Genomic DNA, 16,210 nt, shown 5'->3' on the forward strand with positions numbered 1-16,210 from the left:
TTTTTTTTAAGTCTGTAAAAAAAAATGTACTTCCCAGCTGTCATTCTGCTATTTAATTTTAAAAAACCAAAAACAAAAGTGAAACCCGGAAGTACAAAATTTATATTATGCATGTTCATTTACATTATCAGCATCAGTATATCCCGAATTAGCTTTTTCGTCAGACGATTTTTTGATCTTTTTATAAATCGCAGTTGCCAGAATAGGTAAAGCAAGACCGGCGATCATTGCCCCGGTTTTTTGGTGGCCTGCTTTTTTTAAAACAGCACCGGCAATTAATGTTCCTACACCTGCACATACCAATTGTTTAGTAGAAAAACTTAGCGCTTTGTTTTCTAATTCTTCAGGAATAATTCCGTGTAGTAATGGATTAATGAAATTTAAATTTTCCATGATTTTTTGTTTTTTTAATTTAACATTTGTAAAAGGTCTGACTGGTTATTTCATCAGATTTTATTTTTCTAAATCTTTCTATCTTTTAGTATCGTCTGAATTTTCTATATGTTTCAAATCGTTCTTTTCTTTTAAAATTCGATTTGGAGTATCATGTATTAATTCTTTTTCCATTTGGCTGTTTTTATCAGAATCCATTTTTGATTTTAAGAGATTCTCTACAGTATCTTTTTCAGGACAATTGTCATTATCCGGATCGTAATTCTTTTCGACCATGACGTTTTCGATTTAAATTTCTAGTAATTCCAAATTTAAGCCCGCAAGCTTCTTTTTTCTTTATAGAATTTAATTTTCTAATTATATAATTATCAGGGTAACAGTTGTAGTTGCTGAGAATTTGTGTATAAATCTAAATAAATTTAATTACTACAATGTAGGAATATTTTGTATAAACTACGCGATGAAAATTATATAATTTTTCAAAATTATTTTGTAATGTTAAATTTCATAAAATTTAAAATCTTTGTTTAAAGATTTCTGCCACCAAAATAAGGCAGTAATTATGATGTTTTTTCGATCTTATTTTATAACTAAAAAAGAACTATTATGAACCAAAAGGGACCTATTGTACTTATAGAAAATAATCAGGGAGATCGTAAATTATTTACACAAATTTTCTCTGAATTAGAAATTTCTAATAAAATTTTATGCTTTAATTCGGGGAATGATGCTTATAATTATCTGACAACACATGATGTTTCAGCATTTTTAATTTTTGCAGATATTGTACTGCTTCATATGGATGATAAACAAACAGCTCATATTCCGTACAAAAATCTGAGTATAGAATTAAATTGTCCCTGTTTGTTTTTTACAACTGTATTTAATCAGTGTTTTGTGCTTGATGTACATTCAGTACCAACACAAAGTTACGTTGTAAATCCTTATACGTACGAAAAATTCAAAGAAGTTATTCGTACTATAGTCGAATATTGGAGTAAAACTGAATCTATAACCCAATATGGCAAAAGTAAAGGCCAGAAAGATGTAGCAAATTAGAAACAAAAAAGCGGTAAATTATGTTTACCGCTTTTTTTATGTTCTTAAATAGTGTTTGAATTAATTGAAAGGAAGATAAATAATCATGTTTGTTCCTTCGTTAGCCTTACTTGAAACTTTTATAAAGCCGTGATGATTGTTGACAATTTTTTGTACCAAAGTCAGTCCAAGACCGCTGCCGCTGTATTGATCGCTATTATGCAATCTGTAAAAAGGTTCAAAAATTTTAGTTTCATAATTTTCAGCAATACCAATTCCGTTATCCATAACACAAATCTTGACATAATGTGTCTGGAGATTTCCTCCGGCTTCGGTTATTTCTTCATTTGTAGGCTGTTGCGAAATTATTTTTATTTCAGGAACAACATTTTCTTTGGTATATTTAATTGAATTTGAAATTAAATTGGTAAACAACTGCTGTATTTGATAAGGAATAACAGTCAATTGCGGAATTGGATCTGTGATGACAATCGCATTTTTCTCTGCAATTACATCTTTCATATCATTAATTGTTTTCTTTAAAAGTAAGTTTATATCGGTCTTTTTAAATTCTTTTTCAATAAAATTAATTCTCGAATAATTGATCAAATCGGTAATTAACTGACTCATATTGTTTACCGAAAACAAAACGCGTTCTAAATTATGTCTGCCGCTTTCGGATAAGTTCTTTTCCGTATCAAAAACTCTTTTGCAGAACATATTAATTTTTCGCAGCGGTTCCTGTAAATCATGACTTGCAGCAGAGGTAAACAATTCTAACTGTTTGTTATATCTTTCTAATTCTTCATTTTTAGTTTTGAGTAATTCATTTGTGACACTTAAATCTGTAATATCTTCGAGTGCCAAAAGAATCATTCCTTCTGGTTTTGAATTTATAATCTTACGGGCATTTACCATCAATACTTTTTTGCCAATTCCCGAACAAAAGGTATCAACCTTATAATCTTCAATAATGTTTTTTTCTTCCAGCATTGTAAAGATAAGTTCTTTAAATTCAGGAATATCCCATTGACAGTCTCCAATTTCAAAAAAGGAATGATCCTCGGTTTCTGCTTCTGTTGTTTGAAAATATTTGTAAAAAGCAGGATTGGCACTTTTTATAATAAAATCCTTATCGATAATAAGCAAAGGCTCGCGAATTGTTTTTACAATCGATTCAGAATAATTGCGTGTCGAAATAAGCTGTTCCTGACGATCCATAAGTTCATCATTTACACACATTAATTCTTCATTATTCGACTGAAGTTCTTCTGTAGAAGTCTCCAGTTCTTCATTCATTGCCTGAAGTTCTTCGGTACTGCTTAATAATTCTTCGTTTGTAGTCTGCAGTTCTTCAAAAGCAGTCTGTTGTTCTTCGGTAACGCGTTTAATGTCTTCGCGCATCTGATTAAGCTCTTTTTCCAGTTCCTTAATTCGTTGCTTATCAGATGTACTTGAACTTAATTTTGCATCATTGTCAATTTCCGGAACAGGTTTTTTATGAAAAAGAACCATCAAATGCAAATCATCATAAGGAAGCGTAAGTATCTCAAAAGAAGCCAGATAATCCTGATCCTTAACTTTGATATTTTCTTTTATGAGGTTTTCCTTTTCTTTTTTTACTTTCAAAAGTGCATTACGAAGTTCAAAGCTAATGCCTTCACGTGCCATTTTTAGAATATTAAAATTCGGTTTTCCCGGAGAAGGCAATAAAAACGGACTTGTATCTCCATGAAAATGAACAATTTCTGAATGCTCGTTTATGATAACACTTGCCGGCGTGTATTTTGAAAATAAAATATCTGAAGCTATTTTTTTAAAATCGGTTTCCGGGACATTTTTTACGTCGTGGTTCGTCGTTTTTTCGCGCGCAGTAATATGTGCAGGCTTAAATACTTCAGGTACATAACGTCCGGGAGCAAATTTACGTGTGTATATTTTTTCATGTTTGCCTACATTTTCAAATAAATTTGCAGCATTGTTTGCGGTCTCTGATTTTCCAAGAAATAAAAAACCTTTTTCTTTTAAGGAATAATGAAAAGAACTCAATACTTTATTTTGTAAAAACGGATCAAAATATATTAAAACATTTCGGCATGAAACCAAATCGATTCTGGCAAAAGGCGGATCTTTTATAAAATTGTGAACAGCAAAAATGCACATATCACGAATTACCTTATTGATATGATAATGCCCATCTCTTTTTGTAAAATAATTGTGCAGTCTCATTTCAGAAATTTGCTGTACATCCTGGGGCGTATATAAGGCTGCTCTGGCTTTTGCAATGCATTTTTCGGAAATATCCGAAGCAAAAATCTGAACTCTGACTTCTTTAAGGTTGTTTTGAGATAAGTATTCATGAAGACAGATCGCCAATGAATACGCTTCTTCTCCAGAAGCACATCCTGCCACCCAGATCCTTAAATTATTGTTTACAATATTATTGATTAGCTGAGGAAATACCAGAGTAGGCAAGGTCTCAAAGTATTTTTCGTCTCTGAAAAAATACGTAACCGGAATCAGGAAATCGTTAAAAAGCGCATCCTGTTCGTTTTTATCATTTCGAAGAATATTGTAATAATCCTGCATGGTTTCTCTTCTTAAAATAACCATTCTGCGGGCAATACGTCTTCTTATTGTAGGCTGTTTGTAATGACGAAAATCATTTCCGGTTCTTAAAAACACCAGATTTATAATTTGATTGAGAATGTCTTCTTCCTCTTTTGGAATATGTTCTTGCTCGCTGTAAGCATGATTGGTAATATAACTTTTGCGAATTTCGATTAATTGGGAAGCAATTTGTTCAGGAGCAAGTATGTAATCGATCACATCGGCATCTATGGCACTTTGCGGCATTCCTTTAAAAGCAGCAGTTTCAGGCTCCTGCGCAATTGTTACTCCGCCAAATTCTTTTATTTTTTTTAACCCAATCGTACCGTCAAAAGCGGTTCCGGAAAGTATTACCCCAATGGCAAAACTTTTATGTACCTGCGCAAGCGATTCAAAAAAGATATCAATGCTTTTATTTGTTTTATCACTGCGTGTTCTTTTGTAGAGTTTTAAAACTCCGTCTTCGGCAATTAAATTATTGCTTTCCGGGATAATATAAATATGATTGGGAGCCAGGTTAATGTCATTAACAATCTCATGAACCGGTATTTTAGAGTGCTGGGCTAATATTTCGGTTAAATTACTAGGATAATCCGATGATAAATGCTGTACAATAACATAAGCCATTCCGGAATTTTCGGGTATGGTTTTAAGTACTTTTTTAAAGGCATCCAAACCTCCGGCTGAGGCTCCTATACCAACTACGGGAAAATCCTGAGTTGTTTTTTTTGGGCGTGTATTATCAGGAATATTCATAAAAACATATGTATTAATATGATAAAGGTATGAATCCTTTTACAATTAAAAAAGGAATGCATGAAGTGGAAATCTTATAAAAATGAAAACTTTAAAATATAAGCAGGAGTTATAATTCTTTATAAAATTTGTACATGTAAGCTTAATTACAAAATGTAAATAGTTTATAATCAAATTATTAATTGTAAAATCTATATTATGAAAAATTTATTTTTAACATGTGCAATGATTATGTTTCTAGGAAGTGCAGCTATGGCACAAGATACCCAGAAAAAAAAGCAATCTAAAAGTACGACAGATACTACTACCGTACAAAAGACGAATAAAAAGAGTACAACGACTTATAAAAATGATCCTGCCCATAAGGAGCATACAGATAAGTCTAAAACAACAAGTCCTTCTACTCCCAATTCTACAATACCCAGAGATACCACAAAACCCGGATATGGAACTGGTTCAGGAAGTGATGGCGGCGTAGGAACAGGAACTGATACAAAAAAGAAACCATAATGAAAAACTGAAGATGAAAAAGCCTGTATATTTACAGGCTTTTTATTTAATCAATATCCAGGTTTAAAGAATCCTGATGTTTTATTATTGCGGCTTCTTTTTTGTTTTTGTTTTGGTTTTGGTCCCTTCTTAGATCTTCGTCGTCACAATAACCGCTGCAATAGATGTTTAGAAACGAAATAGCAATAATAAAAAAGATAAGTTTTAAGTTTAAATGTTTCATTTTGTTTGATTTTTATGGGTTTATTTTTAAGGATTAAAACAAAAATATAAGTGGCAATAACTCCGGGTTTACATAATTTTTTCAGATCGTTACATAATTTCTATGTTCAGGTCTTTAAAACAGGATTTTATGTTCTTCTTCAGACGTTTCAATTTGTTTGATTTCGACTTTTTCTTTCTTAATTGCCTGTCTCAATAAACCAAAAAGACTCATATAAACATTGGCAACAAAAACCAATGCAAAACCGGCAATAATATAACCGCGCCAATCGTCGATTAAAAGTTTATAATCACATAAAGCAATAAAAAATATAGTGACATAATGACTAAAACAATATTCGCAGGTAAAAAGATAAAAGGCTTTTCTAACTAAGATTGTGCGGCCATTTTGAGAACGTTTTACACACCATTCTCGTGGTTCCTTAAAAATTTCTTCATGAGTTACAGTCCACGCAATGCATGATATGGGAATGGCAAGAATAAAAAGCCAGACAATTTGAGTTGTAATATCCATGTTTGTATGTTTTAGATTAACTTGTATGAAATCAATCTTTTAAAGTTACAATTCGTCCTGTTTTTTGCCTTTATATAGTTTTCTGTTAATTTTACAGAATTCCGCATACCAAAAAGCCGTTACATATTTAAATATAACGGCTTACAGTTTACAATTTTTTTGGCATTATGTTATTCGCGCGGATGGATTTCGTGAAAATGTTCGTCATTTTCTTCTAGTTTTTCATTTTCGTTGTTGTCAAGATCTCCATCCTTTTCAATTTCCTGATCCAGATTTTCTTCGTTGCGTTCCGGATTATCGTTTGTAGACAAGTCGTCTTCATCAATCACACGTTCCTCATTCGGAATATTTTCATTTCGGTTAAAATCATTTGTTTCATGATTTACATCATGCAGCTCTTCATCTTTATATTGAAGGTCATCTTCTTTATATTGAAGATCATCTTCCTGATATTTATGTTTATCGTTATCAAATAAATCTTTTACCGAAGCATCATTATGTGTCTCTGTAATAGTATCGTCGTGGTGAAAATTACGTTCAACCTGTCCGTAATTTTTATTGTTTTCATTTTTCATAGCAAGTAAAATTTGAAATTGTTTTAATTGATAAAGATTTCTCATAATCAGTGAAGAATGTTAATTCAGGTCTGTAAAAATGTTCTTTACAAAGCTACTATCGAAATCACTTTTACTTCTTACAGAAAAATCAATTGTATTTTCATAATTAACAGTTGATCTTTATTTTATTCAATTCATACTTTATAGAAAATAAAGAAATTATTGTTTGATTATCAAATGTTTAAATATTGTAAGCTTTGTAAACAATCATGTAATGGCTTGGTTTTGTTTGTAAATTACTTTTGTTGAACGATCAACTGTCATTTGGCCAAATGAATCAGATCAAATCACGATACTACTTAAAAATATAAAACCCATTTAAAATGAAAAATTCCACGCCAAACCAGGATCATCCAAATGATAAGGAAAGAGATCTGGATATCAATAAATCAAATGCCGAAAATCAGTTTCTTACCACAAACCAAGGGGTTAAAATAAATGACAATAATAATTCTGCCAAAGCCGGTGAAAGAGGTCCATCCTTATTAGAAGATTTTATTCTAAGAGAAAAAATCACCAATTTTGACCATGAACGCATTCCAGAACGTATTGTACATGCCAGAGGCTCTGCAGCACACGGTTATTTTGAACTTTACAAACCATTAGACAAATATACTAAGGCGGGTTTTTTAAACGATACGAGTATTAAAACACCGGTTTTTGTTCGATTTTCTACAGTAGCGGGATCAAGAGGTTCTACAGATTTGGCACGTGATGTTCGCGGATTTGCCGTAAAATTTTATACACAGGAAGGAATTTTTGATTTGGTAGGAAATAATATGCCTGTATTTTTTATTCAGGATGCCATGAAGTTTCCCGATTTAATTCATGCCGTAAAACCCGAACCGCATAACGAAATTCCCCAGGCGGCCTCTGCACACGATACTTTTTGGGATTTTATTTCGCTAATGCCAGAATCCATGCACATGATTATGTGGGTAATGAGCGATCGCGCAATACCAAGAAGCCTGCGAATGATGGAAGGTTTTGGCGTACACACTTTTAGATTTGTAAATGATAAAAACGAATCTCATTTTATAAAATTTCATTGGAAACCAAAATTAGGAACCCATAGTGTTTTATGGGATGAAGCACAAAAAATATCCGGTAAAAACTCTGATTTTCATAAACAGGATTTATGGGAAGCCATAGAATCTGGAAATTTCCCTGAATGGGAATTAGGAGTGCAGATTATTCCGGAAAAAGACGAACATATTTTTGATTTTGATTTACTGGATCCCACAAAATTAGTTCCCGAAGAAATTGTTCCGTTAACAATTATTGGTAAAATGACATTAAATAAAAATCCTGATAATTTCTTTGCAGAGACAGAACAGGTTGCTTTTCATCCCGGACATGTTGTTCCCGGAATTGATTTTACAAATGATCCTTTATTACAGGGACGTTTATTTTCTTATACAGATACGCAATTATCAAGATTAGGAAGCCCTAATTTTCATGAAATTCCCATTAACCGTACTATTGCACCAATGCACAATAATCAGCGTGACGGACATATGCGTCAGGAAATTGCAACGGGCAGAGTGAGTTATCACCCAAATTCATTAGGAGGCGGATGTCCGTTTCAGGCAAAAATAGACGAAGGAGGATTTGCAAGTTTTAATGAGCGAATCGATGCGCATAAAGTTCGCGACAGAAGTGCCAGTTTTTCAGATCATTTTAGCCAGGCAACGCTTTTTTACCAAAGCCAGACCGATACAGAACAAGAACATATTATTAAAGCTTTGACTTTTGAATTAGGAAAAGTAGAAACAGTAGCCATTAGAGAAAGAATGCTTGGTTTATTATCAAGAGTAGATCCTATTTTGGTAAGCAAAGTATCGAAATGTTTAGGTTTAAAAGTACCAAAAGAACTCGAAAAACCTATTAATCATGGAGTAGGAGCAGATGCCGATCCTAATAAACACGAGCCGACTTTTGTAAAAAGACCAACAGAAACTTCAGATTCCTTAAGTATTTTAAAAAGTGAAACCGGTAAAGATTCTATTGTAACAAGACAAATCGCTTTTTTATGTGCAGATGGCGTAAATGCGGCATCAGTAAACAATATGAAAGCAGCTTTAAAAAAGGCCGGGGCGGTTGTAAAAATTATAGCGCCGCATTTAGGATCCATAGTTTCTGAAGATGATTCGGAAATTCCGGTTGATCAAAGTTACCTAACGGCAGCTTCTGTACTTTTTGATGCCGTGTTTGTACCTGCCGGAAAAGGAATTCTGGATCTAAAAAACAATGGCGATGTCAAAGAATTTCTTACCGATGCTTACAAACATTGCAAGTTTATTGCCGCCGAAGGTCAGGGAATAGAGATACTTCCGTTTGTTAATAATAATGATTCAGAAAAACCTATTAGAGATGTTGGTATTTTGGTAAGCGATCAAATAGGCGATGAATATCTATCGGCTTCTTTTATTAATGCATTGGCCAACCACCGTTTTTGGGAAAGAGAAGCGAATTTGTAATTTACAGTAAACCGAAACTAAATTATTTTGACATGTAATAACTTTTAAATGACTCAATAATATGCCAAGTGAAAAAGTAATACAGTGCTGCCAGGCACTAATAGAGAAAAAATGGACGATAAGTTTTGTAGAAAGCGCATCGGGAGGAAAACTGTGTAATGAATTTTCTACAGTTATTAATTCAGGACAAATCTTAATTGGAGGCCTGGTTTGTTATCATGTATCGATGAAAGAAGATTTACTTTTGATACCAAAGGGAACTATTGAACAACACACAGCGGAATCTGCCATTGTAACAAAATTAATGGCGCAGAATTTCCATCGTTTTGTTACTTCGGATATTTGTGTGGCCTTAACAGGGTTAGCAAGTCCAGGAGGAAGCGAAACTCCCTCAAAGCCCGTTGGAACTATTTTTGTAGATATTATTTTTCCGGATAAAGAAATAGCAAAAAGATTTAAATTCGATGGAAATCCGGAACAAATTATCGCACAGGCCGTAGATGCAGTCGCAAATTTGGTCTATGAAGAGACTCAGCTTTAAGAAGTTGTATAAAAACAAAAAACCGTTAGTTTTTGCTAACGGTTTTTTTATGTTTTTTGAAGTAAAGTTTTATTCAACTCTAAATTTGCCATTTCCTGATAAATCTGCATCTCTAAACAAGTCTTCTTCTTCCTCTTCTTCATAAATATCATTTTCTTCTTCATCATAATAATCCTCAAGCTTTTGGTCAGCTTCTTCCTGATTTTCATCATTCGTAATAGCATCGTCCTGATTGATGATTTTTTCTTCTTCATCAGGGTTTTTAGCAAATCTTGGGTGATGGCTATCTGTTTGGCTATAAATACTCAAATCATCTTCCAGGTCCCAATATCCTAACTCTTGTATGCTTCGTTCTCTGGCGCTAATTGTAACGTTCTCTGAATTATGAAAATTACGGTCGCGACGACCGTAATCTTCTCTTTTTTCTATTTCCATAATACTATTTTTATGAAATTAATTTTTTTTAGAATTCGCTTTTTTGTCTGTTGCAGACTTTGCATTGCTTTTCGAAGTAGTAGATTTCATATCAGATTTTTTGTCCGACATTTTTGCACCTGTAGTGCTGCTGGTTTTGTGATTTGAAGTATTCATAATAATAAGGTTTAAATAATTAATATTACAAATTTAACCGCTATGATTTTTAAATATTTACACAAAAATGCTTCATAATTTCATAATTTACAGGTTGTTATAAAAAAAGATGCACTTCAAAAATATATGAAGTGCATCTTGTTAAGTAATATTATTGTCTTATTTAAAGCCTGCTATTCAATTCATCCAGTTGGTTCTTTAAATTGATACCTTTTACGGTTTTAAATTTATTTTTTGAATTTGATGTTTCAATTAAAGTCGGAATTTCTATTTCAATAACAGTTCCTGATTTGGGTTTAGAGTCAATCAGAAAAGAACCTTTTAAATTATGAATTCGGGTTTCTAAATTAATATAACCAAATCCCAGAATATAATTTTTAGTATGAAATTCAGTTCCGTTATCCTTAAATAAAAGGCTTAAACAGTTGTCAACAAGATTGAGCTGAATTTCGATTTGTGAAGCTTTTGCATATTTTATTGTATGGTTTAAAAGCTCGTGAACTATTTTAAAAACTTCCATTTGAATAAGTTCATTAATAGTATTAATGTCTTTTTTCGGAAAAGTAAGAAACGATATTTTTAATTGGCTCGCCGCACTTAAATTGATGATATATGTTTCTAAAACTTCGCAAAACTTGTCAGGACTAAATTTCTTGGGAACCAAAGAATTAGATAAGTTTCGTACTAGTTTGTAAGTTTCTTCCAGTTGCAGATTAATCTTCGTAATGTTTTTTAAATTACTATTATTCAGATGATTTAGCTGGAGTTTTACAGCAGCCAAATTTTTGCCGATCGTATTGTATATTTCCTGCGAAATATGCTCACGTTCTTTTTCCTGGCCATTAATCCAGGCTTTAATCAAATTTAATTCCTGTTCTTTTAGCAAACTGTCTATTCTTTGAGAATTGATTTCTTCTTGTTTGCTGTTTAATAAACGTTGTGCGCTTAAACTTCTGTAAGTTTGAAATAAAAGCCCCGAAATCAAGATCAAAAGTGACAAAAAAGTAACGATAATAAACAATTGTGTATCCTGTATTTCATTACTTGCAAGCAAAAAGTTCTTGACAGAATTGCTTACAACAGCATTAAAAATGAGAGAAGCATGTGAATTGTGAATTGAAGAAGAAATAAGCAGTTTTGTACTTTCCGTTTGCGCCTGCAAACCAATTGATACAAATAAAAACAACAATAAATAAAGCCTTTTAAAACAAAGTACCATACATTTTAGTTTTATAAATCAATAATAAAAACATTACAGTTAAAGTCTTGTAAATTTGGGGTTTATAAGAATAACGCAACTTTTTTTTGCGGCTTAAAATTAGTGTAAAACAATTAAAACAGTGTCATTTTTGCTAATTATTTTTTAAATCGGATTCTCTGCATTTGTAAACTTAAAATGCAGTATTTATTTCATTTTTAATAAATGCTATTGTCAAATCATTTTTTTCGTAATCAAATGGCTATTTTTTGCATTTTTTTAAATTTTTAAGGCATTTTTAAGTTGTGCTTATTTAATTGAGAAACAAGCAGTTTAAAATAAATGTGAGCATTTTATTATAATAATCAAAAGTATAATACTGTAATAGCCAATATGTATTCGTAAATTAGTAGCCAAATAATATCCACATGACAGTACTTACATTTACCCTGATTATGATTCTGGGTGCTTTTTTAGCCGGTTTTATTGGTTCATTATCAGGACTTGGCGGCGGAATAATTATCATACCACTTTTAACTGTTGTGCTGGGCGTCGATATTCATTACGCCATTGGGGCGGCTTTAGTTTCGGTCATTGCAACTTCTTCAGGATCTGCAGCGGCATATGTAAAAGAAGGAATAACGAATATGCGTTTGGGAATTTTTCTCGAAATCGCCACTACAATTGGCGCAGTTGGCGGCGCATTACTTTCTGCTATTGCACCAACTTCATTTATAGCCGTTTTATTTGGGTTGACTTTAATTTTCTCGGCTATTAATTCCTTAAGAAAAAAAGAAGAACATATTGTTTTAGAATCAAGTCCTTTAGCAAAAAAACTTCATCTGCAGGGAACATATCCTACGCACGACGGACAAGTTGTACATTACGGAACCAAAAATGTAATTGGCGGTTTCAGCATGATGGGACTTGCCGGAATGATGTCTGGTTTACTGGGTATAGGTTCAGGAGCTTTTAAAGTTATTGCGATGGACAATATTATGCGAATTCCGTTTAAGGTTTCTACCACAACCAGCAATTTTATGATGGGCGTTACTGCAATGGCGAGTTCTGTAATCTATATTCAAAAAGGATATATCGAACCCGGAATATGTATGCCGGTTGTAATTGGGGTATTATTTGGCGCTATGGCCGGAGCAAAAATATTGGTGAGAACAAACCCTAAAAAACTGCGTATCTTTTTTGCCTGCCTGATTTTTGTATTGGCAGTAAACATGATTTATAACGGACTTAATGGAAAAATCTAAAACTATGACACAGGAAAAATTTGGAGAAAAAGATTTTCAAACCATTATAGGTAATTTATTGCGCTACGGTGTATGGATTTCATTATCAGTAGCTTTTATTGGCGGAATTGTTTATTTGATGCACCACGGCAGCGACATCGAAGATTATTCGGTATTTAAAGAAAACGACAGAAATATTTTTGAAGTATTTGCCAATGTTTACAACGGCGTAATTCACGGAAGTGGAGAATCGATTATCTTTTTCGGAGTAATATTATTATTTCTTACGCCCGTATTTCGTGTTTTGCTTTCGCTGTTTTCTTTTCTTTTAGAGAAAGATTATCTGTATGTTACTATTACTGCGATTGTCATCGGAATAATTATCCTTAGTATTTCATTCGGATTTTCGCATTAAGGAAAGATTTTAGATTTTTGATTTCACACGTATTTGTCATTCCGAGGAACGAGGAATCTCCGCAAGAAACTCCGCAATGATTGGCCATTCTAATTACAAGATGGATTAAAATCCATCCCTACAATATGATCCGTTCCTCCGGAACTCTTTATAAAATTCCGGAGGAATGATTTATTTTGTAGCCAGGGATTTTAATCCCTTGAACGCAAAGTAACCCCAATATTGTCATCCCGTGAATCCAATCCTAGTAGAGTTACGAGTGTGAGAGTTTAAAACAACAAAGATTTTAGATTTTATTTCACGCAGATTCGGCAGATTTGAGCAGATTTAGATTTCGATAATAATCTGCGTGCATCTGCTAAAATCTTTTTAAAATCTGCGTGAAAAAATATGAAGTGAAACGCTTTTTTTTGAGATAGTTATGAGAAAGATTTTTAATTCTCAATTTTTAATTATTTCCCAATAATTTCCTTGCGATGTAATGTGCCCCAATCTTTCAATGCCATAATTACATTGGTAAGCGATTGGCTGTGTTCCGTTCGCGCGTATTCAACCGTTGGCGGAAACGTGTCATAAACCGTTCTCGTTACCAATTTATTTATTTCCAGATCTTTAAGTTCTTTCGAAAGCATTTTATCCGTAATTCCGTTAATGTCTTTCGAAATCTCCTTAAATCGTTTTGGTCTGTCAGATAAAGTGATTAAAATCGGCAGTTTCCATCTTCCGTTTAAAACTTCTAAAGCATCCCTTACCGGCAATAATGCGGCCATGCATTCTTGTGGTCTATGGGCAAATTCTTTTATTTCGTCGTTTTTTATCATACCAATTGTGTTACTATCCTCAAGGATAGCGCTATCCTTGAGGATAGTACTATAAAAGGGATAGTAAATGTATATAAGTTTGTATCATAAAACAAATTAATATATAATCATGAGCAAAAAAATTCTGAATATAACTTCAAGTCTAAAAGGAGATGCTTCGTTTAGCATTAAATTATCAAATGCCATTCTGGAAAAATTGGCAGCAGAATATCCGGAAAGTCAGGTGAAAACATCTGATCTTTCTAAAGTGCCTTCACCATATTTAAGCGGATTGGATTTGGCGGCATTTTACACGCCGGCAGATGCACATACAGCAGAACAGCAAGAAACGATTAAATATTCAAACGAAGCGATAAGAGATTTATTAGAAGCCGATGTTATTGTAATTGGTGTACCAATGTACAATTTCGGAATTCCCGCAGTTTTAAAAGGATGGATTGATCAGGTTGCAAGGGCAGGGGCGACATTCAGTTATGCAGATGGCTCGCCAAAAGGATTGGTAACGAATAAAAAAGTGTATTTGTCAATTGCTTCAGGAGCTATATTTTCTGATGGTCCATACAAAGCTTACGATTTCTCAGAACCTTATTTACGTGCCGTACTTGGCTTTTTGGGAATGACAGATATTACTGTTTTCCGTGTAGAAGGAACAGCAATTCCTGATTTTGCAGAAGGTGCTTTACCAAAAGCCTTAGCAAGCGTTGAAGAATATGCGTTTTAATAATTGTTAATTATAAATTGTTAATGGCTAATTATATTCCTGCAAGGTTTTCAAAACCTTGTAGGTATATTTTTAAAGCAATTAGAAATGAATTTTTAAGTTTTAGAAATTATAGCAGTTAATAATTACCTTTAATAAGACTTAGAAATACCTACAAGGTTTTGAAAACCTTGCAGGATCGAATTCAAAATTCATCATTAATAATTTACCATTAACAATTAATAATTATTTCTCAATAATCATAGTAATTCCCTGACCACCTGCGGCGCAAATAGAAATAAAACCTTTTCCGGAACCTTTTTCGTTTAGCAATTTTGCCATAACGCCAATAATTCTCCCACCTGTAGCTGCAAACGGATGCGCGGCTGCCAGACTGCTTCCTTTTACATTTAATTTACTTCTGTCGATCGCGCCAAGATTTTTCTTTAATCCCAATGCTGTGGTAAGTTCCGGGCTTTCCCAAATTTTTAAAGTAGCCAAAACCTGAGCTGCAAATGCTTCGTGAATTTCATAAAAATCAAAATCCTGCAATGTTAAGTTTGCTTTTTCAAGCATTCTTGTCGCGGCAAATACCGGCGCAAGCAATAAATTCTGCTGGTTTTTTACATATTCAATTGCGGCAACTTCGGCATGCGTGATGTAAGCAAGAATTGGCAAATTATGTTCTTTTGCCCATTCTTCGCTAGCCAAAAGAATACTCGAAGCGCCATCAGTAAGCGGAGTAGAGTTTCCTGCCGTAAGCGTTCCGTTTACTTTATCAAAAGCCGGAGAAAGTTTTGCCAGTTTTTCAAGCGTACTGTCTTTTCTAAGATTATTATCTCTTTCAAGTCCGTTAAAAGGCGTAATCATATCGTCAAAAAAACCTTCGTCGTATGCTTTTGCCATATTCAAATGACTTTGAAGCGCCAGTTTATCCTGATCTTCTCTCGGAATCTGATAATATTTAGCCGTAATTTCAGTATGTCCGCCCATCGAAAGCCCAGTTTGAGCTTCTTCATTTCTGGGAACTAGCGGAGTTAAATCTTTTGGCCTCAATTTTAAAAATATCTTTATTTTTTCTCCCAGCGATTTTGCTTTTCTGGCATCCAGCAATATCTTTCTCAGCTTTTCGCTCACCGCAATGGGCATATCACTAATAGAATCGACACCGCACGCAATTCCCGAATCAATTTGACCCAAAGCAATTTTGTTGGCAATATAAATGGCACTTTCAATACCGGTATCACAGGCTTGTTGTAAATCGCAGGCAGGAGTAGCAGGATCAAGAGCAGTTTTCATAACACACTCTCTAATCAAATTATTATCCATTGTGTGTTTAATTACAGCACCGCCAACAACCTCTCCAAGTAATTCGCCTTTCAGGTTGTATTTTGCCACAAGACCATCAAGCGTTGCCGTCATCATTTGTAAATTACTAACGTCTGAATAAAAAGTATTTGCCCTCGCAAAAGGAATTCGGTTATAACCTACAATGGCTACTTTTCTAATTTTACCCTGATTTTCCATAGTAATGATTTAGTTAAATTTATATTGGATATT

18 protein-coding genes are annotated in these 16,210 nt (G+C 33.4%); 7 read left to right on the top strand and 11 right to left on the bottom strand.

Annotated elements, in window-relative coordinates; genetic code table 11:
* Positions 1-105 precede the first annotated feature (105 nt).
* Together BUE22_RS04175 and BUE22_RS04180 are read right to left on the bottom strand one after the other, a co-directional pair.
* Positions 106-393 (bottom strand): PrgI family protein, encoded by a 288-nt coding sequence (locus tag BUE22_RS04175; RefSeq protein WP_073393841.1) that lies wholly within the window; start codon positions 391-393, stop codon positions 106-108.
* A 78-nt stretch (positions 394-471) separates the two neighbouring features.
* Positions 472-669, bottom strand: coding sequence for a hypothetical protein (locus BUE22_RS04180; protein ID WP_073393842.1), 198 nt, complete (start codon positions 667-669; stop codon positions 472-474).
* Positions 670-999: 330 nt separating this feature from the next.
* Here BUE22_RS04180 and BUE22_RS04185 point away from each other — a divergent pair, with 330 nt between their 5' ends.
* Positions 1,000-1,452, top strand: a complete 453-nt coding sequence (locus tag BUE22_RS04185) for a response regulator (protein WP_073393843.1) — start codon at positions 1,000-1,002, stop codon at positions 1,450-1,452.
* 60 nt (positions 1,453-1,512) lie between these two features.
* Here the strand turns inward: BUE22_RS04185 and BUE22_RS04190 are convergent, their stop codons facing one another.
* Entirely contained in the window at positions 1,513-4,797 is a 3,285-nt protein-coding gene (locus BUE22_RS04190) for a CheR family methyltransferase (RefSeq protein WP_073393844.1), read from the bottom strand.
* Between the two features lie 198 nt (positions 4,798-4,995).
* Between BUE22_RS04190 and BUE22_RS04195 the strand changes: the two genes are divergently transcribed.
* Positions 4,996-5,307: a hypothetical protein gene (locus tag BUE22_RS04195; RefSeq protein ID WP_073393845.1), complete on the top strand. Its 312-nt coding sequence runs from the start codon at positions 4,996-4,998 to the stop codon at positions 5,305-5,307.
* A gap of 46 nt (positions 5,308-5,353) precedes the next feature.
* Here the strand turns inward: BUE22_RS04195 and BUE22_RS23665 are convergent, their stop codons facing one another.
* The 3 genes from BUE22_RS23665 to BUE22_RS04205 form a co-directional block, all read right to left on the bottom strand.
* The gene (locus BUE22_RS23665; RefSeq protein ID WP_159438458.1) at positions 5,354-5,530 is read right to left on the bottom strand and encodes a hypothetical protein; all 177 of its coding nucleotides are present in this window, start codon (positions 5,528-5,530) and stop codon (positions 5,354-5,356) included.
* A 114-nt stretch (positions 5,531-5,644) separates the two neighbouring features.
* Complete coding sequence (locus BUE22_RS04200) at positions 5,645-6,043, bottom strand: hypothetical protein (protein ID WP_073393846.1); 399 nt, start codon at positions 6,041-6,043, stop codon at positions 5,645-5,647.
* Between the two features lie 170 nt (positions 6,044-6,213).
* Entirely contained in the window at positions 6,214-6,618 is a 405-nt protein-coding gene (locus tag BUE22_RS04205; protein ID WP_124020505.1) for a hypothetical protein, read from the bottom strand.
* Between the two features lie 365 nt (positions 6,619-6,983).
* On the opposite strand from BUE22_RS04205, the gene BUE22_RS04210 reads away from it, so the two are divergent.
* Together BUE22_RS04210 and BUE22_RS04215 are read left to right on the top strand one after the other, a co-directional pair.
* Positions 6,984-9,140 carry a catalase gene (locus BUE22_RS04210; RefSeq protein ID WP_073393848.1) on the top strand — a complete coding sequence of 719 codons (2,157 nt, stop codon included), beginning with the start codon at positions 6,984-6,986 and terminating at the stop codon, positions 9,138-9,140.
* A gap of 61 nt (positions 9,141-9,201) precedes the next feature.
* A complete protein-coding gene (locus BUE22_RS04215) occupies positions 9,202-9,681 on the top strand; it encodes a CinA family protein (protein ID WP_073393849.1) in 480 nt (159 codons plus the stop codon).
* A 69-nt stretch (positions 9,682-9,750) separates the two neighbouring features.
* Here BUE22_RS04215 and BUE22_RS04220 read toward each other — a convergent pair whose 3' ends face one another.
* From BUE22_RS04220 to BUE22_RS04225, 3 genes are all read right to left on the bottom strand, one after another.
* The gene (locus BUE22_RS04220; RefSeq protein ID WP_042564491.1) at positions 9,751-10,116 is read right to left on the bottom strand and encodes a hypothetical protein; all 366 of its coding nucleotides are present in this window, start codon (positions 10,114-10,116) and stop codon (positions 9,751-9,753) included.
* Between the two features lie 18 nt (positions 10,117-10,134).
* Entirely contained in the window at positions 10,135-10,272 is a 138-nt protein-coding gene (locus BUE22_RS23670; RefSeq protein WP_159438459.1) for a hypothetical protein, read from the bottom strand.
* A gap of 163 nt (positions 10,273-10,435) precedes the next feature.
* Entirely contained in the window at positions 10,436-11,491 is a 1,056-nt protein-coding gene (locus tag BUE22_RS04225; protein ID WP_073393850.1) for a sensor histidine kinase, read from the bottom strand.
* Positions 11,492-11,898: 407 nt separating this feature from the next.
* Here BUE22_RS04225 and BUE22_RS04230 point away from each other — a divergent pair, with 407 nt between their 5' ends.
* Both BUE22_RS04230 and BUE22_RS04235 read left to right on the top strand, forming a co-directional pair.
* Positions 11,899-12,735 carry a sulfite exporter TauE/SafE family protein gene (locus BUE22_RS04230; protein ID WP_073393851.1) on the top strand — a complete coding sequence of 279 codons (837 nt, stop codon included), beginning with the start codon at positions 11,899-11,901 and terminating at the stop codon, positions 12,733-12,735.
* Positions 12,722-13,129 (top strand): DUF1634 domain-containing protein, encoded by a 408-nt coding sequence (locus BUE22_RS04235; protein WP_082036937.1) that lies wholly within the window; start codon positions 12,722-12,724, stop codon positions 13,127-13,129. The genes BUE22_RS04230 and BUE22_RS04235 overlap by 14 nt, the downstream gene beginning before the upstream one ends.
* A gap of 452 nt (positions 13,130-13,581) precedes the next feature.
* Here BUE22_RS04235 and BUE22_RS04240 read toward each other — a convergent pair whose 3' ends face one another.
* Positions 13,582-13,950, bottom strand: a complete 369-nt coding sequence (locus tag BUE22_RS04240; protein WP_073393852.1) for a winged helix-turn-helix transcriptional regulator — start codon at positions 13,948-13,950, stop codon at positions 13,582-13,584.
* Between the two features lie 109 nt (positions 13,951-14,059).
* On the opposite strand from BUE22_RS04240, the gene BUE22_RS04245 reads away from it, so the two are divergent.
* On the top strand, positions 14,060-14,671 hold the full coding sequence (locus BUE22_RS04245) for an FMN-dependent NADH-azoreductase (protein ID WP_073393853.1): 612 nt from the start codon (positions 14,060-14,062) through the stop codon (positions 14,669-14,671).
* 225 nt (positions 14,672-14,896) lie between these two features.
* On the opposite strand, the gene BUE22_RS04250 is transcribed toward BUE22_RS04245, so the two are convergent.
* On the bottom strand, positions 14,897-16,177 hold the full coding sequence (locus BUE22_RS04250) for an acetyl-CoA C-acetyltransferase (RefSeq protein WP_073393854.1): 1,281 nt from the start codon (positions 16,175-16,177) through the stop codon (positions 14,897-14,899).
* Positions 16,178-16,210 lie beyond the last annotated feature (33 nt).

The sequence above is a fragment of the Flavobacterium pectinovorum genome, from assembly GCF_900142715.1.
Classification (GTDB): Bacteria; Bacteroidota; Bacteroidia; order Flavobacteriales; family Flavobacteriaceae; genus Flavobacterium; species Flavobacterium pectinovorum.